Annotated in this window: 20 protein-coding genes; 12 read left to right on the forward strand and 8 right to left on the reverse strand. The window is 68.2% G+C overall.

Annotation, left to right across the window (positions count from 1 at the left end):
- The first annotated feature begins 144 nt into the window (after nucleotides 1–144).
- The gene (locus WS62_RS20250) at nucleotides 145–465 is read left to right on the forward strand and encodes a DUF962 domain-containing protein (RefSeq protein WP_010104217.1); all 321 of its coding nucleotides are present in this window, start codon (nucleotides 145–147) and stop codon (nucleotides 463–465) included.
- Between the two features lie 43 nt (nucleotides 466–508).
- On the opposite strand, the gene WS62_RS20255 is transcribed toward WS62_RS20250, so the two are convergent.
- Complete coding sequence (locus tag WS62_RS20255; RefSeq protein WP_066574440.1) at nucleotides 509–1822, reverse strand: YihY family inner membrane protein; 1314 nt, start codon at nucleotides 1820–1822, stop codon at nucleotides 509–511.
- A gap of 107 nt (nucleotides 1823–1929) precedes the next feature.
- On the opposite strand from WS62_RS20255, the gene wrbA reads away from it, so the two are divergent.
- Genes wrbA through WS62_RS20275 form a run of 4 tightly spaced genes read left to right on the forward strand, consistent with a single transcriptional unit; the run spans nucleotide 1930 to nucleotide 5334 of the window.
- Nucleotides 1930–2538, forward strand: coding sequence for an NAD(P)H:quinone oxidoreductase (gene wrbA / locus WS62_RS20260; protein ID WP_059597795.1), 609 nt, complete (start codon nucleotides 1930–1932; stop codon nucleotides 2536–2538).
- A complete protein-coding gene (locus WS62_RS20265) occupies nucleotides 2535–2969 on the forward strand; it encodes a DUF2069 domain-containing protein (RefSeq protein WP_066574442.1) in 435 nt (144 codons plus the stop codon). The genes wrbA and WS62_RS20265 overlap by 4 nt, the downstream gene beginning before the upstream one ends.
- Before the next feature lie 33 nt (nucleotides 2970–3002).
- Nucleotides 3003–4424, forward strand: a complete 1422-nt coding sequence (locus WS62_RS20270) for an FAD-binding oxidoreductase (protein WP_066574445.1) — start codon at nucleotides 3003–3005, stop codon at nucleotides 4422–4424.
- Between the two features lie 31 nt (nucleotides 4425–4455).
- Nucleotides 4456–5334, forward strand: coding sequence for a metallophosphoesterase (locus tag WS62_RS20275; RefSeq protein ID WP_066574446.1), 879 nt, complete (start codon nucleotides 4456–4458; stop codon nucleotides 5332–5334).
- Nucleotides 5335–5382: 48 nt separating this feature from the next.
- On the opposite strand, the gene WS62_RS37490 is transcribed toward WS62_RS20275, so the two are convergent.
- Both WS62_RS37490 and WS62_RS20280 read right to left on the reverse strand, forming a co-directional pair.
- Nucleotides 5383–5556 carry a hypothetical protein gene (locus WS62_RS37490; RefSeq protein ID WP_197422880.1) on the reverse strand — a complete coding sequence of 58 codons (174 nt, stop codon included), beginning with the start codon at nucleotides 5554–5556 and terminating at the stop codon, nucleotides 5383–5385.
- Nucleotides 5557–5684: 128 nt separating this feature from the next.
- On the reverse strand, nucleotides 5685–6626 hold the full coding sequence (locus WS62_RS20280) for a LysR family transcriptional regulator (RefSeq protein WP_066574448.1): 942 nt from the start codon (nucleotides 6624–6626) through the stop codon (nucleotides 5685–5687).
- 218 nt (nucleotides 6627–6844) lie between these two features.
- On the opposite strand from WS62_RS20280, the gene WS62_RS20285 reads away from it, so the two are divergent.
- Genes WS62_RS20285 through WS62_RS20300 form a run of 4 tightly spaced genes read left to right on the forward strand, consistent with a single transcriptional unit; the run spans nucleotide 6845 to nucleotide 11820 of the window.
- Complete coding sequence (locus tag WS62_RS20285) at nucleotides 6845–8509, forward strand: efflux transporter outer membrane subunit (RefSeq protein WP_066574450.1); 1665 nt, start codon at nucleotides 6845–6847, stop codon at nucleotides 8507–8509.
- A gap of 14 nt (nucleotides 8510–8523) precedes the next feature.
- The gene (locus WS62_RS20290) at nucleotides 8524–10725 is read left to right on the forward strand and encodes an FUSC family protein (protein ID WP_066574452.1); all 2202 of its coding nucleotides are present in this window, start codon (nucleotides 8524–8526) and stop codon (nucleotides 10723–10725) included.
- On the forward strand, nucleotides 10722–10925 hold the full coding sequence (locus WS62_RS20295; RefSeq protein WP_004191885.1) for a DUF1656 domain-containing protein: 204 nt from the start codon (nucleotides 10722–10724) through the stop codon (nucleotides 10923–10925). The genes WS62_RS20290 and WS62_RS20295 overlap by 4 nt, the downstream gene beginning before the upstream one ends.
- A 13-nt stretch (nucleotides 10926–10938) precedes the next feature.
- Nucleotides 10939–11820 (forward strand): efflux RND transporter periplasmic adaptor subunit, encoded by an 882-nt coding sequence (locus WS62_RS20300; protein WP_066574608.1) that lies wholly within the window; start codon nucleotides 10939–10941, stop codon nucleotides 11818–11820.
- Nucleotides 11821–12205: 385 nt separating this feature from the next.
- Here the strand turns inward: WS62_RS20300 and WS62_RS20305 are convergent, their stop codons facing one another.
- The gene (locus WS62_RS20305; RefSeq protein WP_066574455.1) at nucleotides 12206–13882 is read right to left on the reverse strand and encodes a methyl-accepting chemotaxis protein; all 1677 of its coding nucleotides are present in this window, start codon (nucleotides 13880–13882) and stop codon (nucleotides 12206–12208) included.
- A gap of 355 nt (nucleotides 13883–14237) precedes the next feature.
- Between WS62_RS20305 and WS62_RS20310 the strand changes: the two genes are divergently transcribed.
- A complete protein-coding gene (locus WS62_RS20310) occupies nucleotides 14238–15482 on the forward strand; it encodes an MFS transporter (RefSeq protein ID WP_066574457.1) in 1245 nt (414 codons plus the stop codon).
- 368 nt (nucleotides 15483–15850) lie between these two features.
- Here WS62_RS20310 and WS62_RS20315 read toward each other — a convergent pair whose 3' ends face one another.
- Nucleotides 15851–16633, reverse strand: a complete 783-nt coding sequence (locus WS62_RS20315; RefSeq protein WP_066574459.1) for a 5'-methylthioadenosine/adenosylhomocysteine nucleosidase — start codon at nucleotides 16631–16633, stop codon at nucleotides 15851–15853.
- Entirely contained in the window at nucleotides 16630–18990 is a 2361-nt protein-coding gene (locus tag WS62_RS20320; RefSeq protein WP_066574466.1) for a UvrD-helicase domain-containing protein, read from the reverse strand. Before WS62_RS20320 ends, WS62_RS20315 begins: the two co-directional genes overlap by 4 nt.
- A 139-nt stretch (nucleotides 18991–19129) precedes the next feature.
- Between WS62_RS20320 and WS62_RS20325 the strand changes: the two genes are divergently transcribed.
- Both WS62_RS20325 and galU read left to right on the forward strand, forming a co-directional pair.
- A complete protein-coding gene (locus WS62_RS20325) occupies nucleotides 19130–21997 on the forward strand; it encodes a valine--tRNA ligase (protein ID WP_066574471.1) in 2868 nt (955 codons plus the stop codon).
- A gap of 86 nt (nucleotides 21998–22083) precedes the next feature.
- A complete protein-coding gene (galU, locus tag WS62_RS20330; protein WP_066574474.1) occupies nucleotides 22084–22965 on the forward strand; it encodes a UTP--glucose-1-phosphate uridylyltransferase GalU in 882 nt (293 codons plus the stop codon).
- 67 nt (nucleotides 22966–23032) lie between these two features.
- Here the strand turns inward: galU and WS62_RS20335 are convergent, their stop codons facing one another.
- Nucleotides 23033–23647: a DUF4136 domain-containing protein gene (locus WS62_RS20335; RefSeq protein ID WP_066574476.1), complete on the reverse strand. Its 615-nt coding sequence runs from the start codon at nucleotides 23645–23647 to the stop codon at nucleotides 23033–23035.
- A gap of 99 nt (nucleotides 23648–23746) precedes the next feature.
- Nucleotides 23747–26140: a CHASE2 domain-containing protein gene (locus WS62_RS20340; RefSeq protein WP_066574478.1), complete on the reverse strand. Its 2394-nt coding sequence runs from the start codon at nucleotides 26138–26140 to the stop codon at nucleotides 23747–23749.
- Nucleotides 26141–26142: the final 2 nt, after the last annotated feature.

Consider the following 26142-nt stretch of genomic DNA (forward strand, 5'->3'; position numbering starts at 1 on the left):
CGGCTTTCGATCCTAACGGAAAGCCCCGCAAAAGGAAAGCGCGCGGCGGTGGGCAGCCGCACCGGTTGCGGCGGGCGGCGCCCCGCCGCACAATGAAACCCGTGACGCGCCGCGCGGCTGCCGCCGGCGCCCAAGGAGACTGTCATGGCACATTCCGCGCATACTGAGCATTTCTCGAGTTTCGCCGAGTTCTATCCGTTCTATCTCGACGAGCACCGCAATATCGTCTCGCGGCGACTGCATTTCATCGGCTCGCTCGGCGTGATCGGCTGCGTCGCGATGGCGCTCGCGACGGGCCTCTGGTGGTGGCTGCCCGCCGCCGTCGTCTGCGGCTACGGATTCGCGTGGATCGGGCACTTCTTCTTCGAGAAGAACCGCCCCGCGACGTTCCGGCACCCGATCTACAGCCTGATGGGCGACTGGGTGATGTTCAAGGACATCTGCACCGGCAAGCTTTCGATCTGACCCGCTTGGGCGGGCGGCGGGCGGCGGGCGCTTCGTCCGCGCGTCAGGCAGTGCGCGGCGGCCGCGCCGACGTCGACCGCGCGGCCTCCTGCGCGCCCCGCGCCGCCCCCGTCTTGCGGCGCGCGATCAGCTCCGCGAGCGACAGATCGAGCTTCTCGCTCACGAACGCATCGAGAAGCGCCGTGCAGTCGACCTCCGTCTTGCCGCGCTGCGCCTGGTAGACGAGCTCCGACCGGTCGATCACGAGCACGTCGAACAGATTCGCGACCGTCAGGCGCTCCGGGTTCGCGAGCATCACGTAGTGCGGCGCGGCGTCGTTGCCGCTTTGCAGCCGCGCGACCCACTCGCGTTCCTCGAGCGTCGACAGGAGCCGCTGCGCGGTTTCCATGTCGCAGCGCGCCATCAGCGCGAGCCGCGCGGCCGTATAGCCCGGCTTGCCCGCCTCCTGCGCCTCGGCGAGCCGCGCGAGCAATTCCAGCGAATCGAGCAGGTCACTGCCCGGATAGTGGATTCTGTGAAACTGGCCGACCCGGATCGCCGGCAGCGCCGACGCGATCATCGCGCCCGCGAGCGTGACGAACCAGCTCAGATACATCCACAACAGGAACATCGGCACGGTCGCGAACGCGCCATACACCGCGGTATAGGTCGGGATGCGCCGCACGTAGTAGCCGAAGCCGCGCTTCGCGAGCTCGAACGCAACCGCCGCGCAGACGCCGCCCACCGCCGCGTCGCGCCACGCGACCGTGCAGTTCGGCAGATACACGTAGAGCAGCGTGAACGCGAGCACCGTGAGCGGCAGCGACGCGGCCGTCAGCAGCCATTCGAAGATGGGCGGCGTGCTCGTCGACCCGGCGAACGCGAGCGATTTCGTGAACAGATACGACGACATCGACAGGCTCACGCCGAACAGGAGCGGCCCGAGCGTGATGAGCGCCCAGTACGCGAGCACGCGCTGCGCGAACGGCCGCGGCTTGCGCACGCGCCAGATCAGGTTGAACGCGGATTCGACCGTCATCATCGTCATCACGGCCGTGACGACGAGCACGATGAGGCCCGCCGTCGTCAGCCCCTTCGCCTTCGACGCGAACTGGTTCAGGTACTTGAAAATCTGGCTGTTGAACTGCGCGGGCATCAGGTGATCGGCGAGGAACCCCTGCAGCGAGTTCTGGAACGACGCGAACATCGGAAACGCGGTAAAGAGCGCGAAGGCGACCGTCACGAGCGGCACGAGCGCGAGCATCGTCGTGAACGTGAGACTGCCCGCGACCTGCGGGATCCGGTCTTCCGCGCTGCGCTTCGCAGCGAAGCGCGCGAGACGCTTGATGATGTCGAGATCGACGCTCAACTTCGGCAACGGCTTTCTCCTTTTGCTGCACCTGCCGCGCGCGTCGCGCGGCAGGTCGAGCCGCGCCCCTTCGCAGCGGCTTCAGCCCCTATAATAGCCGCTCATTCAAGGGGCCTATGAAAGACATCCTCGTGCTCTATTACAGCCGCCACGGCGCGACGCGCGAACTCGCGCTCGCGATCGCGGCGGGCATCGACAGCGTTCCGGGCATGCAGGCTCGCATCCGCACCGTGCCGCCCGTGTCGGCCGTCTGCGAGGCGACGCAGCCCGACATCCCCGACGACGGCCCGCCGTATGCGGAGCCGCGCGACCTCGACGAATGCGCAGGCCTCGCGCTCGGCTCGCCCACTCGTTTCGGCAACATGGCCGCGCCGCTCAAGTACTTCCTCGACGGCACGACGCCGCAATGGCTGTCGGGCGCGCTCGCGGGCAAGCCGGCCTGCGTGTTCACGTCGACGGGCAGCCTGCACGGCGGCCAGGAATCGACGCTGCTGTCGATGATGCTTCCGCTCCTGCACCACGGCATGATGATCGTCGGGATTCCTTATACCGAATCCGCGCTGTCCGTCACGCAGACGGGCGGCACACCGTACGGCGCGTCCCATTTCGCGCGCGCGGCCGACGCCGCGCACGAGCGCATTTCCGCCGACGAAAAGGCGCTCGCGCACGCGCTCGGCGCGCGGCTCGCACGCACCGCGTCGCTGCTCGGCGCCGCGTCCGCATGAACGCGCCCGCGCCCGGCTCGGCGAAGCCGCTCGCCGCGCGCGCGGCCGTGCTTTGCCTCGTCGCGCTGATCGCGCTTTGCGTCGCGTGGGAAACCTGGCTCGCGCCGCTGCGGCCGGGCGGCTCCGCGCTGATCCTGAAGGCCGTGCCGCTCGCGCTGGCGCTGCCCGGCGTGTGGCGGCGCAGCGTCTACACGCTGCAGTGGGCGTCGATGCTGATTTTGATTTATCTTGCAGAAGGCATTGTGCGAGGCATGACGGACGGCGGCCTGTCCGCGCGGCTCGGCTGGCTCGAGGCCGCGCTCGCGCTCGGCTCCTTCGGCGCGGCGCTCGCCTACGTCGCGCCGTACAAGCGCGCCGCGAAACAGGCCACAAAGCAGGCGGCGAAGCACGCGCAAGACCGTCCGTCCGCACCCGGCCGCCCACGTTCCTGATTTTTTCGATTGCCAGACCTCCGAACGAACGCCATGTCTTCCTCCTCCGCTTTCGTCGACGCGTGCCGCCAGGCGATCGGCGCCGACTACGTGCTGACCGATCCTCACGACACCGCCCCGTTCCTGACCGACTGGCGCCGCCGCTATCAGGGCGCCGCGTGCGCGGTGCTCAAGCCCGCGAACACCGAGGAGGTCGCGGCGCTCGTGAAGCTCGCGGCCGAGCACCGTGTCGCGCTCGTGCCGCAAGGCGGCAACACGGGCCTCGCGGGCGGCGCGACGCCCGACGCGAGCGGCGCGCAGGCGGTGCTGAGCCTCGCGCGCCTGAACCGCGTGCGCGCGCTCGATCCGCACAACAACACGATCACCGTCGAGGCGGGCGTGATCCTCGCCGACGTGCAGGCGCGCGCGCAGGAGGCGGACCGGCTCTTCGCGCTGAGCCTCGCCGCGGAAGGCAGTTGCACGATCGGCGGCAATCTCGCGACGAACGCGGGCGGCACCGCGGTGCTGCGCTACGGCAACGCGCGCGAGCTGTGCCTCGGTCTCGAGGTCGTCACGCCGCAAGGCGAGATCTGGGACGGCCTGCGCGGGCTGCGCAAGGACAACACCGGCTACGATCTGCGCGATCTCTTCATCGGCGCCGAAGGCACGCTCGGCATCATCACGGCCGCGGTGATGAAGCTGCATCCGCGCCCCGCCGCGAAGGTCACGGCGCTCGCCGCGCTCGAATCGCCGCACGCGGCGCTCGATTTCCTCGCGCTCGCGCAACGCGCCGCCGGCCCGTTGCTGACGGGCTTCGAGCTGATGTCCGATTTCTGCATGAAGCTCGTCGGCAAGCACTATCCGCAGTTGCGCTACCCGTTCGACGCGACGCATCCGCAGACCGTGCTCCTCGAATTGTCCGACAACGAAAGCGAGACGCACGCGCGCGCGCTTTTCGAGACGATGATGGAAGCGGCATTCGAGGCGGGGCTCGTCGTGGACGCGGTCGTCGCCGAGAACCTCGCGCAGTCGCGCGCGTTCTGGGATCTGCGCGAGCACATCCCGCTCGCGCAGGCGGACGAAGGGCTCAACATCAAGCACGACATCGCGGTGCCGATCTCGTCGGTCGCGCGCTTCATCGACGAGACCGACGCGGCGATCCAGGCGGCCGCGCCCGGCGCGCGCATGGTCACGTTCGGCCACCTCGGCGACGGCAACCTGCACTACAACGTGCAGATGCCCGAGGGCGGCGATCCGAAGGCGTTCCTCGCCGCGCACCAGGCGCCCATCAACCGGATCGTCTACGACAATGTCCACAAGCATCGCGGGACGATCAGCGCCGAGCACGGCATCGGCCAGCTGAAGATCGACGACGCGCAGCGCTACAAGCCGGCCGTCGAGATCGGGCTGATGCGCGCGCTGAAGACGGCGCTCGATCCGCTCAACCTGATGAACCCCGGCAAGGTGCTGCGCTGACGCCGCCAACCGAGACACGAAGGAGCCTTCCGTGAAGATCCGCGTGCTGTCCGACCTGCATCTCGAATGCAACGAGCCCGACACGATCCCGTTCGCGCACGCGGATCTCGTCGTGCTCGCGGGCGATATCCACAATCACGCGGAAGGCTTGCGCTGGGCGGCGGAGACGTTCGATCCGGACATGCCCGTCGTCTATGTGCCCGGCAACCACGAGTACTACGACGGCGAGTTCGGCGCACTCGAAGCGGCGATGCGCGATGCCGCCGCGACGCTCGATCACGTCCACTACCTGAACAACGCCGCTTACGTCGATCCGGCCGGACGCTTTCGCGTACTCGGCACGACGCTCTGGAGCGATTTCGAGCTGTTCGGCAGCGACGCGGACGCGCGCGCGCAGTCGATCGCCGCGTGCGAGCGCGTGATGCTCGATTTCAAGGGCTTGATTCAGGTGGATTGGCCGAGCGATGCCGGCGACGGGGAGAAGGCCCGCGCGCATGGCGCCGCACGGAAGGCGTCGGCCCGAGCCATCGACGCCGAGCCGGGTCCGCGCAGCTTCGCGCCGCGCGACGCGCTCGCGTTGCATCGCACCGCCCGCGCGTGGCTCGAGCGCGAGCTCGCAAAGCCGTGGGCGGGCGCGACGATCGTCGTCACGCATCACGCGCCGCACCGCGCGAGCCTCGCCGCGCGCTACGCCGACGATCTCGCGTCGGCCGGCTTCATCAGCGATCTGAGCGCGCTCGTGCGGCCGCCCGTCGCGCTATGGATTCACGGCCACACGCATACGTCGTTCGACTACACGACCGCGGAAGGCACGCGGGTCGTCTGCAATCCGCGCGGCTACATCCGCCGGCGCACCGGCGAGCGGGAAAATCCGTCGTTCGAATGGGGCAAGATCGTCGCGCTCGCGTGACGCGAGCGCGCGGTGAAACGGAACAGGAACACCACGCCGCGCAGGCGTTCAGAGCACGGTGCGGCGGCCGTCCCGATGCGGACGATGCGTGCGCACACGCACCGGCACCGGCGCGCGGCGCTTTTGCGCTTCGAGCGCGCGCAGCATCTCGCGCGACGCGGCGATCCCGATTGCGCCGAACAGCGAGAGCGCGCCAAAACCCAGCAGCAAAGGCGTATTCATCGATTCCCCCCCGATCCGTCGATTGCGTTAAACGAATACACGGGACGACAGTAGCAAACCCGGCGCGGCATGAGCGTAAAAAAGTGTTGCGACAGCGTCAAAATGCGTCAATTCCGTCGAGCGCCGCCTCAGGTCTGCACGGTGAAGCGCTCGAGCGCCGCTTCGTCGGCTTCGAGAATCGAAGGCAGTTCGTCGCGCAGGAAGTCGACCCACGTGCGGATCTTCGCGTCGAGATACTGGCGCGACGCGTAAAGGGCATAGATGTTCATCACGTGCGACCGGTATTCGGGCATCACGCGGACGAAGTCGCCGTTGCGCAACCCGGCGATCGCCGAATAGAGCGGCAGCACGCCGATCCCCATCCCTTCGCGAATGCCGGTCGCGAGCGCCTCCGCGACGTTCACGCGAAACGGCGGCGGCGCGAGCGTCACGCTCTCTTCGCCGCGCGGCCCCATCAGCTTCCATTCGTCCCAGTAGAGGCCCGGCGCGACCATCCCGAGGCACACGTGACTCGCGAGATCTTGCGGCCGCTGCGGCGCGCCGTGACTCTCGATATAGGCGCGCGACGCGCAGACGACGCTGAACGTCACGCCGAGCCGCTGCGACACGAGCCCCGAATCGGGCAACTCGCGCCCGACGACGAGCGACACGTCGAATCCTTCGTCGAGCAGGTCCGGCAGCCGCTGCGCGAGCGTCAGATCGACGTGGACCTCCGGATAGCGCTGCTGATAGCGTGACACCGCAGGCACCGTGTAGTGCTGGCCGAGGCTCGTCATGCAGTGCACCTTAAGCTTGCCGGACGGGCGCGCGTGCGCATCGCTCGCCTCCGCCTCGGCCTGCTCGACGTACGCGAGAATCTGCTCGCAGCGCTGCAGGTAGCGCTCGCCCGCCTCGGTGAGCGCGATGCGGCGCGTCGTCCGGTTCAGGAGACGCGTGCGCAGGTGCGCTTCGAGATCGGAAACCGCTCTCGAAGCGTATGCCGTCGTCGAATTGAGCTGCTGCGCCGCCGCCGTGAAGCTGCCCGCATCGACCACGCGGACGAACACACGCATGTTTTGGAGCGTATCCATGCTATTTCCCTATTGAATCCGGGAGGATTGTTGCATAAATATTCAACAATATTATCTCAATGTCCGTAAGAATCCGTTGCATCATTGTCGGTTTATTTGGCAATCCGCAAAAAAATATAATCGCATCCGACTCATCTTTATCCGAAAGGGAGAAAATCGTGCAGTCTCCGGCAACAAGAGGGACGCTTGCACTCGCGGTTCTTGCAATCTCATTAATAATGGCCGGTTGCGCGAGCATGGGCGATGTTGCACCGCAAGCAAAGCAGGTCGATCCGGCGTCGCTCGACGCGGGCGCGGCGATCGCGGCGGCCGACCGCGACGCAGGCTGGCCCGCGTCCGACTGGTGGCGCGCGTATCGCGATCCGCAGCTCGACGCATGGATCGCCGCGTCGCTTGTCGGCAATCCGTCGCTCGCGGCCGCTCAGGCGCGCGTGCGCGAGGCGCAGTCGCTCGCGCGCATCGCGCACGCCGACGAACTGCCGCAGATCAACGGCAACCTGTCGCTGATGCGCCATCACTGGCCGGACAACGTCTATTACGGCCCCGGCCGGCTCGCCGACACCGACACCTGGAACAACACGGGCACGCTGAGCCTGTCGTACCACCTCGACCTGTGGGGCAAGGACAAGAACAACGCCGAGCGCGCGCTCGACGCGGCGCGCGCCCGCGCGGCCGACGCCCGTGCCGCGCAGCTCGAGCTCGAAACGAACGTCGTGCGCGCGTACATCGACTTCGCGATGAATTACGCGCTCCTCGATATCGCGCACACGACCTACGAGCGTCAGCGCGCGCTCGCCGAGCTCGCGCACAAGCGTCTTCGCGCGGGCATCGGCACGCAGCTCGAAGTGAGCCAGGCCGAGGCGCCGCTCCCCGACTATTCGCGCCAGATCGATTCGTACGAAGAAGCCATTCAGCTCGGCCGCCACCAGCTCGCCGCGCTCGCGGGCAAGGGACCGGGCGCGGGTGCGTCGCTCGCGCGGCCCAAGATCGCGCTCGACGCGAACGCCGGCCTGCCGTCCGCGCTGCCCGCCGAGCTGATCGGCCGCCGGCCGGACGTCGTCGCCGCGCGCTGGACGGTCGGCGCGCAGGCGCGCGGGATCGACGTCGCGAAGGCCGCGTTCTATCCGAACGTCGACCTGATCGCGTCGCTCGGCGGCTTCGCGGTCAGCGCCCCGTTCGCGACGTTCCTGCGCGCGATGAACGGCGGCTGGTCCGCGGGCCCCGCGCTCACGCTGCCGATCTTCGACGGCGGCCGGCTGCGCGCGCAGTTGGGCGTCGCGTCGGCCGGCTACGACGAGGCGGTCGAGCAATACAACCAGACGATCGTCGGCGCGCTGAAGGACATCGCCGACAACGTCGTGCGGCTGCATTCGCTCGACTCGCAGCAGAAGGACGCCGCGCGCGCGGTCGCGCTCACGCAGCGCTCGTACGATCTGTCGCATGCGGGCTTCAGCCGCGGGCTGACCGACTACGTGAACGTGCTGCTCGCGCAGAGCCAGTTGCTCACCGCGCAGGAGAACCAGACGCGCATCGAAGCCGCTCGGCTCGCCGCACATGCGTCGCTGATGGCCGCGCTCGGCGGCGGGCTCGAAACCGAGAGCGACGCGCCGCACGATGCGCCGGCAGGCAATGCGCGGCGCGCGGATGCGGGTGCGCCGACGGCCGCTTCAGGTACTTCGGGTACTTCGACCAGCGCCCGTGCGCCGACCGGCGCGGCTGCATCGACTTCGTCGACCGGCAACCGCGCCGCCATCGCGGCGCGCGCGTCGGCGACGCCCCCCGTCGCGACCGTGACCGACATCGTCGCGCCCGCCGCGGGCGCATCCGTGCCGACGTCCGCCGCAGCGAACGCCGCCACGTCCGCCGCGCGCGCCGACCGCTAACCGAGGAGCCGATCATGTCAGCCGCCTCCCCCGCATCCACCCCGCCGCCGCAATCGGCCGGCGCCGCGTTCGTCGCGTCGATGAACGACTGGGCGCACACCGACGGCGCCGCGTGGCTCTATTTCGCGAAGGCGCTCGTCGCCGCGTTCCTCGCGCTCGGCGTGTCGATGGTCCTCGACCTGCCCGCGCCGAAGACCGCGATGACGACCGTGTTCATCGTGATGCAGCCGCAAAGCGGTGCGGTATTCGCGAAGAGCTTCTACCGGCTCATCGGCACGTTCGTCGGCCTGAGCGCGACGCTCACGCTCATCGGCCTGTTCCCGCAGCAGCCGGTGCTGTTCCTCCTCGCGGTCGCGCTGTGGGTCGCCGTGTGCACGGCGGGCGCCGCGCGCAATCGCAACTTCCGCAGCTACGGCTTCCTGCTCGCCGGCTACACGGCCGCGCTGATCGGCCTGCCCGCGTCGCAGCATCCCGACGGCGCGTTCATGACCGCGATGACGCGGGTGTCCGAGATCTCGGTCGGCATCCTGTCGGCGGGCATCGTGAGCGCGCTGATCTTCCCGCAGTACACGGGAGAACAGATGCGCACGACGGTGCGCCAGCGCTTCGGCGCGTTCGTCGATTACGTCGCGGCCGCGCTCGCGGGTGCGCTCGACCGTTCGAAGATCGAGAGCGTCCATACGCGCTTCGTCGCGGACGTCGTCGGCTTCGAGTCCGCGCGCAGCATGGCCGTGTTCGAGAACCCGGACACGCGGATGCGCAGCGGCCGGCTGTCGCGCCTGAACAGCGAGTTCATGACCGCGTCGAGCCGCTTCCACGCGCTGCATCAGTTGATGAACCGGCTGCACGCGACGAGCGCGCAGGCGGTCGACGCGCTCGAGCCGTACTTCCGCGAGATCGCGCCGCTCCTGTCGAAGGACGGCGAGCACGTGCGCACGTCCGCCGACGCCGCGGGCGCGGCCGAGCACCTGCTCGCGTATCGCGACGCGCTGCCGCGCCGCGTCCGCGCAACGCGCGCCGAGCACGAGACGCAGCCCGGCTTTCCGCTCCTCGACTTCGACACCGCGTCCGAGCTGCTGTACCGCTTCATCACCGATCTGCACGCGTACGCGGCGACCTATGCGTCGCTCGCCGCGAGCACGCACGAGCGCGAGCGCTGGATCGAGCGCTACGAGCCGCGCACGAACGTGACGGCCGCGCTGATCGCGGGCATCCGCACCGCGAGCGTGATGCTGCTCCTGAGCGTGTTCTGGATCGCGAGCGCGTGGCCGAGCGGCGTGACGCTCGTGCTGAACGCGGCGGCCGTGTGCGCGCTCGCGTCGTCGTCGCAGCAGCCGACCAAGATGGCCGCGCAGATGGCGATCGGCACCGCGTTCGGGGTCGTCACGGGCTTCGTGCTGATGTTCGGCGTCTATCCGCACATCGACGGCTTCGTGCTGCTGTGCGCGGCGCTCGCGCCGTTCCTCGCGCCCGGCGTGTTTCTGTCGCTCAAGCCGAAGTACGCGGGCTGCGGCGCGGGCTACCTGATCTTCTTCTGCACGCTCGCCGGCCCGGAGAACGTCACGCACTACGACCCGGTCGGCTTCATGAACGACGCGCTCGCGCTGGTGCTGTCGATGATCGTTGCGGCGATCGCGTTCGCGGTGCTGTTCCCGCCGAGCGCGCCGTGGCTCAAGAAGCGCCTGTTCGCCGATCTGCGCCATCAGGCGATCGCCGCGTGCCATGCGCGCCTCGCGGGCCTGCGCACGCGCTTCGAGAGCGGCGCGCGCGATCTGATGTTCCAGGCGCACGGACTGTCGGCCGACCAGCCCGACGCGCAGCGCGACGCGTTGCGCTGGATGTTCGCGGTGCTCGAGACCGGCAACGCGGTGATCGATTTGCGCCACGAGCTCGCGACGCTGCCGCGCGATCCGCGCTACGCGGCGACGATGCCGTGGCGGCGCGCGATCGAATCGGCGCGCGACGCGCTCGCCGCGCTGTTCGGCAAGCCGACGCCCGCGCGCTTCGACGCGGCGCTCGCGGCCGCCGTCGACGCGATCGCGGCGACCCAGCAGGCGCTCGTCACGTTCGCGCCGCCGCGCGAAGAGCGTCGTCAGATGCAGCGAATCCTGTCGCAACTGCATTTCGTGCGCACCGCGCTGCTCGATCCCGAATCGCCGTTCGCCGCGCTCAACGGCGGGCGTGTGCCCCCCGCCCAACAAGGAGCTCCATCATGATGCCGCGCGACCTCGCCATCCTCGACGCGTACGTGCCGACCGTCGTGCTGATGTTCGTCATCGGCGCGTTCGCGACCTGGCTGATCGACCGCCTGCTCGCTTATACGGGCCTCTACCGCGTCGTCTGGCACCCGTCGCTGTTCCGGGCGAGTCTCCTCGTCTGCATTTGCGGCGGACTCAGTCTCGCCGTCTACCGTTGATATGAATCGAATCATGCTCTTGCGAAAACTCTTCGGCTTCGTCGCGACAGCCGCCATCCTGATCGTCGCGATCCTGATCGGGCGCACGCTGTGGGTCCATTACATGGACGAGCCCTGGACCCGCGACGGCCGCGTGCGCGCGGAGATCGTCAACGTCGCGCCGGACGTGTCGGGCGCGGTCGTCGAGCTGCCGGTGCGCGACAACCAGCTCGTGAAGAAAGGCGACCTCGTGATGCAGATCGACCCGTCGCACTACCAGATCGCGGTCGAGCAGGCGCAGGCGGCCGTCGCCGCCCGCCGCGCCGAGCTGCAGATGCGCCGCGCCGACGCCGCGCGCCGCGCGGACCTCGACGCGCTCGTCGTGTCGAAGGAAAACCGCGAGAACTCGGTGCAAACCGCGTCGAGCGCCGAGGCGCAGTACCAGCAGGCGATCGCCGCGCTCGACGCCGCGAAGCTCAATCTCGAGCGCACGCGCGTCGTCGCGCCGGTCGACGGCTACATCACGAACCTGAGCGTGTTCAAGGGCGACTACGCGACGGCCGGCCAGGCGAAGCTCGCGATCGTCGACAGCCACTCGTTCTGGGTCTACGGCTACTTCGAGGAAACCAAGCTGCCGCGCGTGAAGATCGGCGCGAAGGCGCAGATGCGGCTCATGAGCGGCGGCGTGCTGAAGGGCCACGTCGAGAGCATCTCGCGCGGCATCTACGACCGCGACAATCCGCAGAGCCGCGATCTCGTCGCCGACGTGAACCCGACGTTCAACTGGGTGCGGCTCGCGCAGCGCGTGCCGGTGCGCATCCATATCGACGAAGTGCCGAAGGATCTCGTGCTGTCGGCCGGCACGACGTGCACGGTGATCGTCGAGCCGGACGGCGGCGGCAAGCGCAAGTCGTAGGTCGTAGGTCGTAGGTCGTAGGTCGTAGGTCGTAGGTCGTAGGTCGCGATTCGAATGCGTGCGTGTCCGCGCGAAACGGCGCGCGGCATGAGAAAACGGCCGGTGCGGGATTGCGCGCCGGCCGTCTTGCGTCAGGCGCGCTTGCCGGCAAGCCACGGCGGGAAGGGCCGACGGCGGGCAGCAACACGCGCTTCGTCACTGGGGAGCACGACTCTGCGCAAGAGAACGAGCGGACGCAGCGGCTTGCTCCAGCGCCGCCGCCTCGCAGCGCGCGCCGCGACGTCGAGCGCCGCGTTCGCGGCCACGGCTGTCAGGGCATCTCGGCCTGTCCGCCGCCGCGCGATGCGATGCACGCGCGACAGCGAGCGAGCCGAGGCGCACCCGCTCAACCCACCGCGTGCGCGGGCAAATGAAAGCGCCCGACCATCGCCTTCAGCATCTGCGCCTGTTCGTCGAGCGAGCGCGCGGCCGCGGCCGCCTCCTCGACGAGCGCCGCGTTCTGCTGCGTCCCCGCATCCATCTGCGTGACCGCGCGCTCGATCGCGTCGATGCCCGAGCTCTGCTCGTTCGACGCGGCCGAGATCTCGCCCATGATGTCGGTCACGCGCTTCACCGCGCGCACGACTTCGTCCATCGTGCGCCCGGCGTCCTGCGCGAGCAGCGCGCCGTTCGCGACCCGCTCGACCGACGCGCCGATCAGCGCCTTGATCTCCTTCGCGGCCGTCGCCGAGCGCTGCGCGAGCGAGCGCACCTCGCTCGCGACGACCGAGAACCCCCGCCCTTCCTCGCCCGCGCGCGCCGCCTCGACGGCCGCGTTCAGCGCGAGGATGTTGGTCTGGAACGCGATGCTCTCGATCACGCCGATGATGTCGCGGATGCTCTTCGCGCTCTCGTCGATCTCGTTCATCGTCGTGACCACGCGGCCGACGACCGTGCCGCCCGCTTCGGCGACCGAAGACGCGTTCGCCGCGAGCGTGCTCGCCTGGCGTGCGTTTTCCGCATTCTGGTGGACAGTCGACGTCAGCTCCCCCACGCTCGTCGCGGTTCGTTCGAGTGCGACCGCCTGCTGCTCGGTGCGCTGCGACAGATCGAGATTGCCCATCGCGATCTGGCCCGCGGCGGACGCGATCGCCTCCGCGCTCGCCGAGATCTCGCGCACGGTGCCGGCCAGGCCCTCCTGCATGTCGCGCAGCGCGTGCAGCATGCTGTCGTGATCGCGGCGGTCGAGCCGGATCGCGTTCGACAGATCGCCGCGCGAGATGCTGACCGCGATCTCCTTCGCATACGCGGGCTCGCCGCCCAGCTGCGCGCCGAGCCGCCGCACGACCCACGCGGCGATCACGAACGCGAGCACGACGAGCGCGGCCGTCATCGCGACGAGCATCGCGAACGATTCGCGGTAAATCGCGCCCGATGCGTCGAGCGTCGCCTTCGACGCGTCGCCGCGCGCGTCGACGAGCCCATCGACGAGTTTCTCGAGCTTGCCCGTCTCGACGAGCAGCGACACATCCTGCGAGCCGACCTGCCAGCTCATCTGCGACAGATCGAGCGGCTGTTCGCGCACGAGCTTCACGAAATCGCGCAGATGCCCGCTCCACGCGGCGACGGCCGCGCTGAACGCCTTGAGCCGCGCGGCGTCGTCGGCCGCGTCGTCCGCATGCCGCTGCAGCGTCGCGAGCTCGGCGCCGATCGCCGCGAGCCCTTTGTCGATGTCCGCGCCGAGGTCGTCGCGCTCTTTCGCGGTCGTCGCCGTGATCAGCATCTTCTGCGCCCGGCTCGCGCGCAGCACCGACGCGCGCACTTCCTCGGCCGCGCGGCTCGCGACGTGCCCCTGCTCGTAGACCGACTTGATCGAACTGTTGAGCCGGCTGATCTGCGCGAGCGAGAACAGGCCGACGGCGAGCGTGCCCACGAGCAGCACGGCGAACGCGGCGCGCAGCGTCGTCTTCACCGACCACGCGCGGCGCCCTCGGCGCGACTTGCCGGGCTTGGGCGCGTGCCCCTGGCTCCCCGTCGAGTCGTCGGGCAGGAAATGCTTGCCGTGCAGCGATACTCCTTTCATCGATAGATCCCCGTTCTTGTGCTGCGGCCGAAAAGGCGGTTTCGGCGTGACCGTCGGCGCTCGCGCGAGACGTCTCGCCTGACTCTACGGCAGACGTTTTTTTTTCTTGAGTGGGGTGAAACCCGTTTTGCCGCACGCGGCGCCCGGCCGGCAACCACGCAAACGCTAAACACGTCCGGCACGCGTGCCGGCGCGCAAAAGCGTGCAACAGTCGCGCGCAGAATTGTCCGATTCACGATAAAAGTTGGCCGGACATTGCCGATGAGACACACTACACTCCGTTGACGCATCAAAGAAAAACACGTGCCGTGCCCTTTCGAGCACGCAGCGCCCCTTCCGAGACACTCGCATTCCTATGGAAACCAGCCTCGACAACCGTCCGTCCGTTGCCCGCTCCGCCGCGCCGTCCGCCGCCGTCTCGCGCACCGTCTATCCGGTGCTCGGCGCGATCAGCTTCTCGCATCTGCTCAACGACATGATCCAGTCGTTGATTCTCGCGATCTATCCGATGCTGAAATCGGCGTTCGCGCTGTCGTTCGCGCAGATCGGCCTCATCACGCTGACCTACCAGATCACCGCGTCGCTGCTGCAGCCCGTGATCGGCCTCTACACGGACAAGCGTCCGCAGCCGTACTCGCTGCCCATCGGCATGGGCTTCACGCTCGCGGGCCTGCTGCTGATGTCGTTCGCGCCGACATTCCCGCTCCTGCTCGTCGCGGCGGCGCTCGTCGGCTGCGGCTCGTCGGTGTTCCACCCGGAATCGTCGCGCGTCGCGCGGATGGCGTCGGGCGGCCAGCACGGGCTCGCGCAGTCGCTGTTCCAGGTCGGCGGCAACGCCGGCTCGTCGCTCGGGCCGCTGCTCGCCGCGCTCATCGTGATTCCGCACGGCCAGCGCAGCATCGCGTGGTTCTCGGTCGCGGCGCTCGTCGCGATCTTCGTGCTCGTGCAGATCGGCCGCTGGTACCAGCGCCATCCGGCCGCGAAGAAGAAGGCCGTGGATACGGCGCACCCGACGCTGTCGCGACGCCAGGTCATGCTCGCCGTCGGCGTGCTCGTGATGCTCGTGTTCTCGAAGTACTTCTATCTCGCCAGCATCAACAGCTATTTCACGTTCTATCTGATCGACAAATTCCATCTGTCGGTGCAGGCCGCGCAGATCCACCTGTTCGTGTTCCTCGCGGCCGTCGCGGCGGGCACGATCATCGGCGGGCCGGTCGGCGACCGGATCGGGCGCAAGTACGTGATCTGGACGTCGATCCTGGGCGTCGCGCCGTTCACGCTGATGCTGCCGTACGCCAACCTGTTCTGGACCACCGTGCTGACCATCGTGATCGGCGTCGTGCTCGCGTCGGCGTTCGCGGCGATCATCGTCTATGGACAGGAGCTGATTCCGGGCAAGGTCGGGACGGTCGCGGGCCTCTTTTTCGGCCTCTCGTTCGGCCTCGGCGGCGTCGGCGCGGCGGTGCTCGGCCAGCTCGCCGACGCGACGAGCATCGCGTTCGTCTACAAGGTCTGTTCGTTCCTGCCGCTGATCGGCGTGCTGACGGTGTTCCTGCCGAACGTCGAGAGCAAGAAGACACCCGGCAAGCAGGCTGCTTGAGGGAGCGGCGCGATCCGGGGGCCGCCTGAGAGAGAAGCGATCGGCGGACGGATGCAAAGGCGAGGCCGGATTCTGGGCCGCCGCCGGCGCGTTGCCCGCGTCGGCTGTCGATGAATCGATGTCGATCTGCGCGTAGCGTGGTGTGTGCGGTGCGTGCAGCGAGCGCCGTGCGCCGCAAACGCCGCATCGCGGCGGCGACAGATACCGGGTGGTTCCGGTCAAAGGAAATGGCGCGCGGTGAAAATGGCGTGCCGTGGTGGCGGCCTCGACGAGCGGCTCCGCTGCCGAACCGACCGCCCCACGCTGCGCATCGAACCGCCGTCATCCGGCGCGCTCCGCAGTTGCACGCCGCTCAACCCGCCATCGAATCAAGCCGCCTTCGCGTGCGCGGCGAGAAAGCGCTTCAGAATGCCCGACGAATACGTGCCGGCGATGTCGGTCAGGAACGTCGTGAACGACGCGCTCGCGTGATCGTCGGCGGTATCGGAAATCGTCCGGACGATCGCGCACGGCACGTCGTACTCGTGACACACCTGCGCGAGCGCCGCGCCTTCCATCTCGACCGCGAGCGCATCCGGCAGCGCGTCGCGCAGCGCGGTCACCTCGCGCTCGCTCGACACGAAGCGATCGCCGCTGACGATGAGCCCCTCGCGCACGCGCGCGCCGCGCAGCCGGAAGCGCAGGTTCAGCGCATCGCCCTCGTCCTCGACGAAGCGCGCGCAGGCGGCCTTCAACTGCGCGGCGAGCGCGGCGTCGGCGGCGAAGCGCGTGACGCCGAGGAGCGGCACCTCGAAGCGCGGAAAGAGCGGCGACGCGTCTAGATCGTGCTGCAGCAGCGTGTCGGCGACGACGACGTCGCCGACGCTCACGTCGCTCGCGACGCCGCCCGCGACGCCCGTGAACACGACCGCGCGCACGTCGAAGCGATGAATGAGCGCGCTCGCCGTCGCGGCGGCCGCGACCTTGCCGATCCGCGCGAGCGTGACGACGCACGGCACGCCGTACGCGACGCCGGCGTGGTAATCGCGCTGGCCGAGCGTGACTGTGTCGACCGGGCCGTCGTCGCGCATCGCGGCGACGAGGTCGCCCAACTCCTCCGGCAGCGCGGCGAGGATGCCGAGCGGCCGGTTCGAAAACGTCTGCTGAATCATTCGACCGCCTGCAGTTTCGCGACCGCGAGCGCAAGCCACTTCTCGCCGTGCCGCTTGAATTTGACTTGCGCCTTCGCGTCGGCGCCGCTGCCTTCGAGCGCGGTCACCGTGCCTTCACCGAACTTCGTGTGGAACACCTGCTGGCCGATCCGGAAGCCGTTTTCGGCCTCGCGCTGCTGGTTCGCAAACGCGGGCAGCGGCGCGGACACCGCCGCGTCGACGACGCTGTCGCGCGCGCCGCCCGGCCGCGCGAACCAGTCGCGGCCCCAGCCGGCGTTGTCCGATCGGCCGCCCCAGCGGGCGCCCGCTTCGGCCTTCGGCGTCAGCCATTTGAGCACGTGCTGCGGCAGCTCGTCGAAGAAGCGCGAGCGGATGTTGTAGCGGGTCTGGCCGTGCAGCATCCGGCTCTGCGCGAACGACAGGTAGAGCCGCTCCTTCGCCCGCGTGATCGCGACGTACATCAGCCGGCGCTCTTCCTCGAGGCCGTCGGATTCGGCCGCGCTGTTCTCGTGCGGGAACAGGCCTTCTTCGAGCCCGGTGATGAACACCGCGGTGAACTCGAGCCCCTTCGCCGCGTGGACCGTCATCAGTTGCACCGCGTCCTGGCCCGCCTGCGCCTGGTTGTCGCCCGCCTCGAGCGACGCATGCGACAGAAAGCCCGCGAGCGGCGTCATCGCATCGGGGTTCTGCGCGGGATCGGCGAGGTTCGCGGGCGCGAGCACCGCATCGGCCGGATCGGCGTCGCCCTCGGCAAGCTCGGGCGCCGCGCTCGCGCGCGCATGCAGCGGAATCGACCGCGCGGGCGTGTCGAGCCCATAGCCTTCCTCGGAGACGAACGCGGCGGCCGCGTTCACCAGTTCCTGCAAGTTCTCGAGGCGATCCTGCCCTTCGCGCTCGCCCTGGTAAAAATCCGCGAGGCCGCTCGCGCGCACGACGTACTCGACCGTCTCGGGCAAGCTCATCTGCGCCGTTTCCGCGCGCATCTTCGCGATCAGGTTCGCGAACGCGCCGAGGCTCGTGCCCGCCTTGCCCGTCACGTACGGAATCGCGGCCGCCATCGCGCAGTCGTACAGGCGCGCGGCGTCGGCCAGCTGCTCGATCGAGCGCGCACCGATCCCGCGCGTCGGGAAGTTGACGACGCGCGCGAACGCGGTGTCGTCGCTCGGATTGTCGATGAGGCGCAGGTACGCAAGCGCGTGCTTCACTTCCTGCCGCTCGAAGAAGCGCAGGCCGCCGTACACGCGGTACGGGATGCCCGCCGTCATCAGCGTGTGCTCGATCGAGCGCGACTGCGTGTTGCTCCGGTACAGCACCGCGACCTCGCTGCGCGCGAGGCCCGTATTCACGAGCGAGCGGATCTCCTCGACGATCCACGCCGCTTCCTGCGCGTCGGTCGCCGCCTCGTAGACGCGCACCGGCTCGCCGTGGCCCGCGTCGGTGCGCAGGTTCTTGCCGAGCCGGTGCGCGTTGTTCGCGATCAGATGATTCGCCGCGTCGAGAATGTTGCCGTGCGACCGGTAGTTCTGCTCGAGCTTGATCAGGTTGCGCACGCGGAATTCGTTCTCGAAGTCGCGCATGTTGCCGACGTTCGCGCCACGGAACGCGTAGATCGACTGGTCGTCGTCGCCGACCGCAAAGATCGCGTTGTGGCCGCCCGCAAGGAGCTTCAACCACGCGTACTGCAGCTTGTTCGTGTCCTGGAACTCGTCGACGAGGATGTGCTTGAAGCGCGCCTGGTAGTGCGCGCGCAGCGGCGGGTTGTGCGCGAGCAGCTCGTAGCAGCGCAGCAGCAGCTCGGGGAAATCGACAACGCCCTCGCGCTGGCACTGCTGCTCGTAAGCCTGGTACAGCTCGACGAACTTGCGGTTGAAGCTGTCGGTCGCGTCGACCCGGTCGGGACGCAGCCCCTGCTCCTTCGCGTTGTTGATGAAGTACTGGACGTTCTTCGGCGGATATTTCTCGTCGTCGACGTTCGCCGCCTTCATCAGCCGCTTGATCGCGGAGAGCTGGTCGGCCGTGTCGAGGATCTGGAACGTCTGCGGCAGGCCCGCGTCGCGGTAGTGCGCGCGCAGCATCCGGTTGCAGAGGCCGTGGAACGTGCCGATCCACATGCCGCGCGTGTCGATCGGCATCATCGCGGACAGGCGCGCCATCATTTCGCGCGCGGCCTTGTTCGTGAACGTGACGGCGAGCACCGTCGCGGGCGACGCGTAGCCGTGCCGGATCAGCCACGCGATCCGCGTGATGAGCACGCGGGTCTTGCCGCTGCCCGCCCCGGCGAGGATCAGCGCCGGCTCGTTCGGCAACGTGACGGCGGCGAGTTGTTCGGGGTTCAGGTTTGCGAGCAGATCGGGCATGGAGAGAAGGCGGTCGAGCGGATGGACGCAGGCCGGACATTATAAATCGCGCGCGGCCTGCGCCGCCCGGCGGATGCTCATCCATTTATAATCGAAGGTTTCCGCAACAATCACCCCATCTTTCGGCGAATTTCCTACCATGAGCGACACCACGCTTGCGAAGAGTTTCGAGCCCCAGACCATCGAATCCCAATGGGGGCCGGAATGGGAAAAGCGCGGCTATGCCACCCCCGCACTCGACCCGAGCCGGCCGGACTTCTCGATCCAGTTGCCGCCCCCGAACGTGACGGGCACGCTGCACATGGGCCACGCGTTCAATCAGACGATCATGGACGGGCTCGTGCGCTACCACCGGATGCTCGGCCACAACACGCTGTGGCTGCCCGGCACCGACCACGCGGGCATCGCGACGCAGATCGTCGTCGAGCGCCAGCTCGATGCGCAAGGCGTGTCGCGGCACGACCTCGGCCGCGAGAAATTCGTCGAGCGCGTATGGGAATGGAAGGAAAAGTCCGGCTCGACGATCACCGGCCAGATCCGCCGGCTCGGCGCGTCGCCCGACTGGACGCGCGAGTACTTCACGATGAACGACAAGATGTCGGACGTCGTGCGCGAGGTGTTCGTGCGCCTCTATGAACAGGGCCTCATCTATCGCGGCAAGCGCCTCGTCAACTGGGACCCCGTGCTGCTCACCGCCGTGTCCGACCTCGAAGTCGCGAGCGAAGAGGAAAACGGCCACCTGTGGCACATCAGGTATCCGCTCGCCGACGGCTCGGGCCACCTGACGGTCGCGACGACGCGCCCCGAGACGATGCTCGGCGACGTCGCGGTGATGGTCCATCCGGAAGACGAGCGCTACAAGCAACTGATCGGCCGGCACGTGAAGCTGCCGCTTTGCGATCGCGAGATTCCGGTGATCGCCGACGACTACGTCGACCGCGAATTCGGCACGGGCGTCGTGAAGGTCACGCCCGCGCACGACTTCAACGACTACCAGGTCGGCCTGCGCCACAAGCTCGAGCCGATCGAGATCCTGACGCTCGACGCGAAGATCAACGACAACGCGCCCGGGCAATACCGGGGCCTCGACCGCTTCGACGCGCGCCGCGCGATCGTCGACGAACTCGACGCGCAAGGCTTCCTCGAATCCGTGAAGCCGCACAAGCTGATGGTGCCGCGCGGCGACCGCACGGGCGTCGTGATCGAGCCGATGCTCACCGATCAGTGGTTCGTCGCGATGACGAAGCCCGCGCCGGAAGGCACGTTCCATCCGGGCAAGTCGATCACCGAAGTGTCGCTCGACGTCGTGCGCGGCGGCCAGATCAAGTTCGTGCCGGAGAACTGGACGAGCACCTACTACCAGTGGCTCGAGAACATTCAGGACTGGTGCATCTCGCGCCAGCTGTGGTGGGGCCATCAAATTCCCGCGTGGTACGGCGAGAACGGCGAGATCTTCGTCGCGCGCAGCGAGGACGACGCGCGCGCGCAGGCCGCCGCGAAGGGCTACGCGGGCCCGCTCAAGCGCGACGACGACGTGCTCGACACGTGGTTCTCGTCGGCGCTCGTGCCGTTCTCGTCGCTCGGCTGGCCGAACGACACGCCGGAACTGAAGCATTTCCTGCCGTCGTCGGTGCTCGTGACGGGCTTCGACATCATCTTCTTCTGGGTCGCCCGGATGGTGATGATGACGACGCACTTCACGAACAAGGTGCCGTTCGAGACGGTCTACGTGCACGGCCTCGTGCGCGACGCCGAAGGCCAGAAGATGTCGAAGAGCAAGGGCAACACGCTCGACCCGATCGACATCGTCGACGGCATCGGTCTCGACGCGCTCGTCGCGAAGCGCACGACGGGCCTGATGAATCCGAAGCAGGCCGCGACGATCGAGAAGAAGACGCGCAAGGAGTTCCCCGACGGCATCCCGGCGTTCGGCACCGACGCGCTGCGCTTCACGATGGCGTCGATGGCGACGCTCGGCCGCAACGTGAACTTCGACCTCGCGCGCTGCGAAGGCTACCGCAACTTCTGCAACAAGCTGTGGAACGCAACCCGCTTCGTGCTGATGAACTGCGAAGGCCACGACTGCGGCTTCGACAAGCCGGAAGTGTGCGGCGCGGGCGACTGCGGCCCGGGCGGGTATCTCGACTTCTCGGCGGCGGACCGCTGGATCGTGTCGCTCCTGCAGCGCGTCGAGGCGGACATCGCGAAGGGCTTCGCCGACTACCGCTTCGACAACATCGCGAACGCGATCTACAAGTTCGTCTGGGACGAATACTGCGACTGGTACCTCGAGCTCGCGAAGGTGCAGATCCAGAACGGCGCGCCCGAGCAGCAGCGCGCGACGCGCCGCACGCTGCTGCGCGTGCTCGAAACGGTGCTGCGTCTCGCGCACCCGATCATCCCGTTCATCACCGAGGCGCTATGGCAGAAGGTCGCGCCGCTCACCGGCCGCTATCCGGCGGGCACGGCGGAAGGCGAAGCGTCGCTGATGACGCAGGCGTATCCGATCGCCGATCCGAAAAAACTCGACGAGGCCTCCGAACAGTGGGCGGCCGAACTGAAGACCGTGGTCGATGCATGTCGTAATCTCCGTGGCGAGATGAATCTGTCTCCCGCGACCAAGGTGCCGCTCCTCGCAGCCGGCGACGGCGCGAAGCTTCAGGCGTTCGCGCCGTACGTCCAGGCGCTCGCGCGCCTGTCCGAAGTGCGTGTCCTCGCGGACGAAGCGGCGCTCGACGCAGAAGCGCACGGCGCGCCGATCGCGATCGTCGGCGACAACAAGCTGGTGCTGAAGGTCGAGATCGACGTCGCGGCGGAGCGCGAGCGTCTGTCGAAGGAGATCGCGCGTCTCGAAGGCGAAGTCGTGAAGTGCAACGCGAAGCTCGGCAACGAGGCGTTCGTCGCGAAAGCGCCGCCCGCCGTGGTTGAACAAGAGCAAAAGCGGCTCGCAGAGTTTCAGAATACGTTGACGAAACTGGGTGCGCAGCTTGCCCGCTTGCCGTCGTAACAATCCGTAAGGAATCTTGCGCCCACTATAATGCTGCAATCACCATTTGATTCGACCGAATCAATACGAGGAACAAGGGTTCAATCATGCTGAAAGTCACCAAGGCGGTTTTCCCGGTCGCGGGCTTGGGCACGCGGTTCCTGCCCGCCACGAAGGCGAGTCCGAAGGAAATGCTGCCGGTCGTCGACAAACCGTTGATCCAGTATGCGGTGGAAGAAGCGATTGCAGCGGGCATCACCGAAATGATCTTCGTGACGGGCCGCAGCAAGCGCGCAATCGAGGACCACTTCGACAAGTCGTATGAAGTCGAGGCGGAGCTCGAAGCGCGCGGCAAGGAAAAGCTGCTCGAACTCGTGCGCAGCATCAAGCCGAGCCACGTCGACTGCTTCTACGTGCGCCAGCCGGAAGCGCTCGGCCTCGGCCACGCGGTGCTGTGCGCGGAGAAGCTCGTCGCGGACAACCCGTTCGCCGTGATACTCGCGGACGACCTGCTCGACGGCGACCCGCCCGTGATGAAGCAGATGGTCGACGTGTTCGACCACTATCACAGCTCGGTGATCGGCGTCGAAGAGATTCCGCCCGAGGACACGAAGTCCTACGGGATCGTCGACGGCAAGGAGTGGGAAGACTCGATCATCAAGATGTCGGCGATCGTCGAGAAGCCCGCGCCCGAAGTCGCGCCGTCGAACCTCGGCGTCGTCGGCCGCTACGTGCTGAAGCCGCGGATCTTCGATCACCTGCGCGCGTTGAAGCCGGGCGCGGGCGGCGAGCTGCAATTGACGGACGCGATCCAGGCGCTCCTCGCCGACGAGCAGGTGCTCGCGTACAAGTATCGCGGCACCCGCTTCGACTGCGGCAGCAAGCTCGGCTATCTGAAGGCGACGGTCGAGTTCGCGCTGCGCCATCCCGAAGTGAAGACCGAGTTCGAAGCGTATCTGCGCTCGCGCAGCGAAACGCAGCAGCCGTAACCCCAGTCAGGCGCGGCGAGCGACCATGCCCGCTGCTGCCGCGCCGCGCGCCCCCGCCCGCCCCCGCTCAGTTCGAGCGGGCGGGCTTCACCGATACGAAGTTTGGCATCGCGTCCGCGTCGCGCTTCTTCGTTTCGACCAGCCAGCCATTCCCGTCCGTGTACGGCACGCGCGCGAGCGCGCTGCGCACGAGCGCGGGCGCTGCCTGCAGCGCGTCGGAACGCCGGTCCTGCACGGCCGCCGAGACACGATACGCCTCGGCGCCGCTGCTGAGCTCGACGAAACGCAACGTCAGCACGTGCCGGTAGACCGTGCCCGCGAACGGCAGCGCGAACGGCGTCGGCCCGTCGACCGCGACGCACGCCGGTTGCTGCGCGCCGCCGCAACTCGGCATCGTCAGCGCGACGGATGCCGGCTGCGTCGCATAGGCGATCGTCACGCGATAGCGGGCCCGCGCGTCGGCCGCTTCGTCGAAGCCGCGCTGCGCGAGCTCGCGGCGCACGAGCGTTTCCACTTGCCGGTAGTCCGCGTTGTCGGCCTGCACGGCCGTCCGCGCGAAATCGTAGGTCCGCGTGCCCGCGAGCGCGCCCGGCGCCGCCGAAGCGCTGACGCCTGTCGTCACCGACGCGCATCCGGACAACAATGCGACCGCCAGCGCCGCCCCCGCCCACAAGATCTTCATAGCTTCTCCCATATCGCTGTTCGCCCCCGTCCTAGCCGTTCGCCCATGCGCGGGCCCCACCCGCGCCGAGCGTCGAATCCTGCCGACGTCACGCCGACATCACGCCGGCGGCTCGTCGAACGTCGGCAGCGACACGGTGATCGCCGTGCCGACGCCCGGCGTGCTGTCGACGCCGATGCAGCCGCCGTGCCGCACGACCACGGTCTTGACGAACGCCATCCCGAGCCCGGACCCGGCAACTTCCGGCCGCTCGTTCGTGTGAAACCGCTTGAAGCGCTCGAACAGGTGCCGCTGATCCTCGAGCGAAATGCCGTAACCCTGGTCGCGGATCGTGCAGTGCAGGCGCTTCGTGTCCGGCTCGACCGATAGCGTACACGTGATCACCGTATCCGTCGGACTGTATTTGACCGCATTGTTCAACAGGTTCACGAGCGCGCGGGTCATCAGCGAGCGGTCGGCGCCGACCCAGCACGGCTCGTCGCCGAGCGACGTGTCGATGCGAATCCGCTTCGCCTGTGCCTGCGGCCAGACCTCGTCGCTTGCGTCGATCAGCAGGTCGGTGAAGCTCACCGCTTCGAGCTGGTATGTCTGCGACTCGGCGCGCGCGAGCTGCACGAACTCGTCGGCAAGCATCAGCGCGCGCTGCGCGTAGCGCTCGATCCGCGCGAGCAGCCCGGGCGCATGATCGGATTCGGCCCGCTGCCGCTCGATCTCGACGAGCGCGAGGATCGACGACTGCGGCGAGCGCATGTCGTGCGACAGCAGATGCAGCGCCTCCTCACGCTGCCGCTCGGCCGCGTGCAGCGCGGTCACGTCGACGAGGCTGGCGATCCAGCCCGTCACGTTGCCCTGCGCGTTCGTGCACGGCGCGTAGCGTAGCAGATGATCGAGCCCGCTCAGGTCGCGAACTTCGACGCCGCGCTCCATCACGTCGTTCTCGTAGTCGCGTGTCGGGTCGAGCGCGGCGGGCCAGTGCGTGCGGATCTCGAGGTCATGCTCGGCATTGCCGTCGACCGTCTTCGTAAACGACAGCTCGCCGAACGCGGCGCGCAGCGGCCGCCCTTCCGGCGCCGGCGCGTTGAGCCGCGCGCAATAGCGCTTCGCCGCGTGGTTCGCGATCAGCACGGTACCCGCGAGATCGGTGACGACGACGGGCTCCGGCATGCTGTCGAGGCTGTCCCAGACGAAGCGCTTCATGTCCTGCACGCGCTGCGCGGCCTGCGCCATCAGCGCCATCTGCCGCTCGAGCACGTCGCCGCCGAATTCGCCGCGCTCGCGCGGCGCCTCGGGCAGCAGATGCGGCTCGTCGGCAAGACGCTGCAGCTCGTGACGCAGGTACGACATCGTCATCTCGAGGCGCCGCCAGTTCCAGATCGGGTAGACCGCGATCAGCCCGAAGATCGCCGGCGCGGGCGACAGCCACAGCCTCGCCTCGTAGAGGAGCGCCGTGCTCGACGCGACCGCGAGCGCCGCGAGGCTCAGCGTGAGGAGCAGCGAGCGCCACGGCGACAGCATCAGGAAGCCGGCGAGCAGCACGACGAGCGGCAGCAGCGACGCGCTGAACACGAGCCAGCCGGACACGGGCGAGATCGCGCGCCCCGTCATCAGCGTATCGAGCACGCTCGCATGGATGTAGACGCCCGGCAGCGGGCCGAACTCGCCCGAGATCGGCGTCGCGAAGCGATCGTAAAGTCCCGACGCGGTCGCGCCGACGATCACGATCTTCCCGCGGAACTGCCCGGGATCCACGCGGCCCGCGAGCACGTCGACGAACGAGATCGCCGGGTAGTTCTGCGACGCGCGGCTGAACGAAATGAAATAGCGGGACTCGCCGTTGTCGTCCCGCGCGATGTCATGCGCGCGCCGCGCGACGGGCGCCGGCTGCGCGAGCTTCAGCTGGCCGTTCTCGAGCGCGTGGAACACGGGCACCATCAGTTGCGGCCAGCGGTGCCGACCGTCGCTCTCGAAGAGCGCGACGCTGCGCACGATCCCGTCCGGGTCGACTTCCAGATTGATGTGGCCCGCGCCCGCGACGTGCTGCGCGAGCACCGGCACGGGCGGATTGACGGTGCGCGTGCCGTCGCCCTCCTCGGGGCTCAGCAGCACGGGCAGGAACGTCGGCACGAGATCGAGCGACTTCGCCAACGCCTTGTCGTCGGCAGACGGCTCGGTGAACAGCACGTCGTAGACGACGGCGGCCGGCTGCGTCTTCGCGAGCGCATCGAGGAATTCCGCATGGACGCTGCGCTGCCACGGCCAGCGGCCGAGCGTGTCGAGGCTGCGGTTGTCGATCTCGACGATCACGATGTTCGGCTCGATCGGCAGCTTGCGCAGCGTCAGCAAGCGGTCGTAGATGATTCGGTCGACGCTCGCCGTCATCCGGCCCGCGACGCCCCCGAGGATCACCGCGATCCCGAGACAGCCGATCGCGATCCACTCGACGAGAAAGCGGCGGCCAAGCAGCCGCCGCCGTTGCGTGCGGTCGAATCTCATCC

Source organism: Burkholderia sp. ABCPW 14 (assembly GCF_001523835.1).
Taxonomy (GTDB): Bacteria; Pseudomonadota; Gammaproteobacteria; order Burkholderiales; family Burkholderiaceae; genus Burkholderia; species Burkholderia mayonis.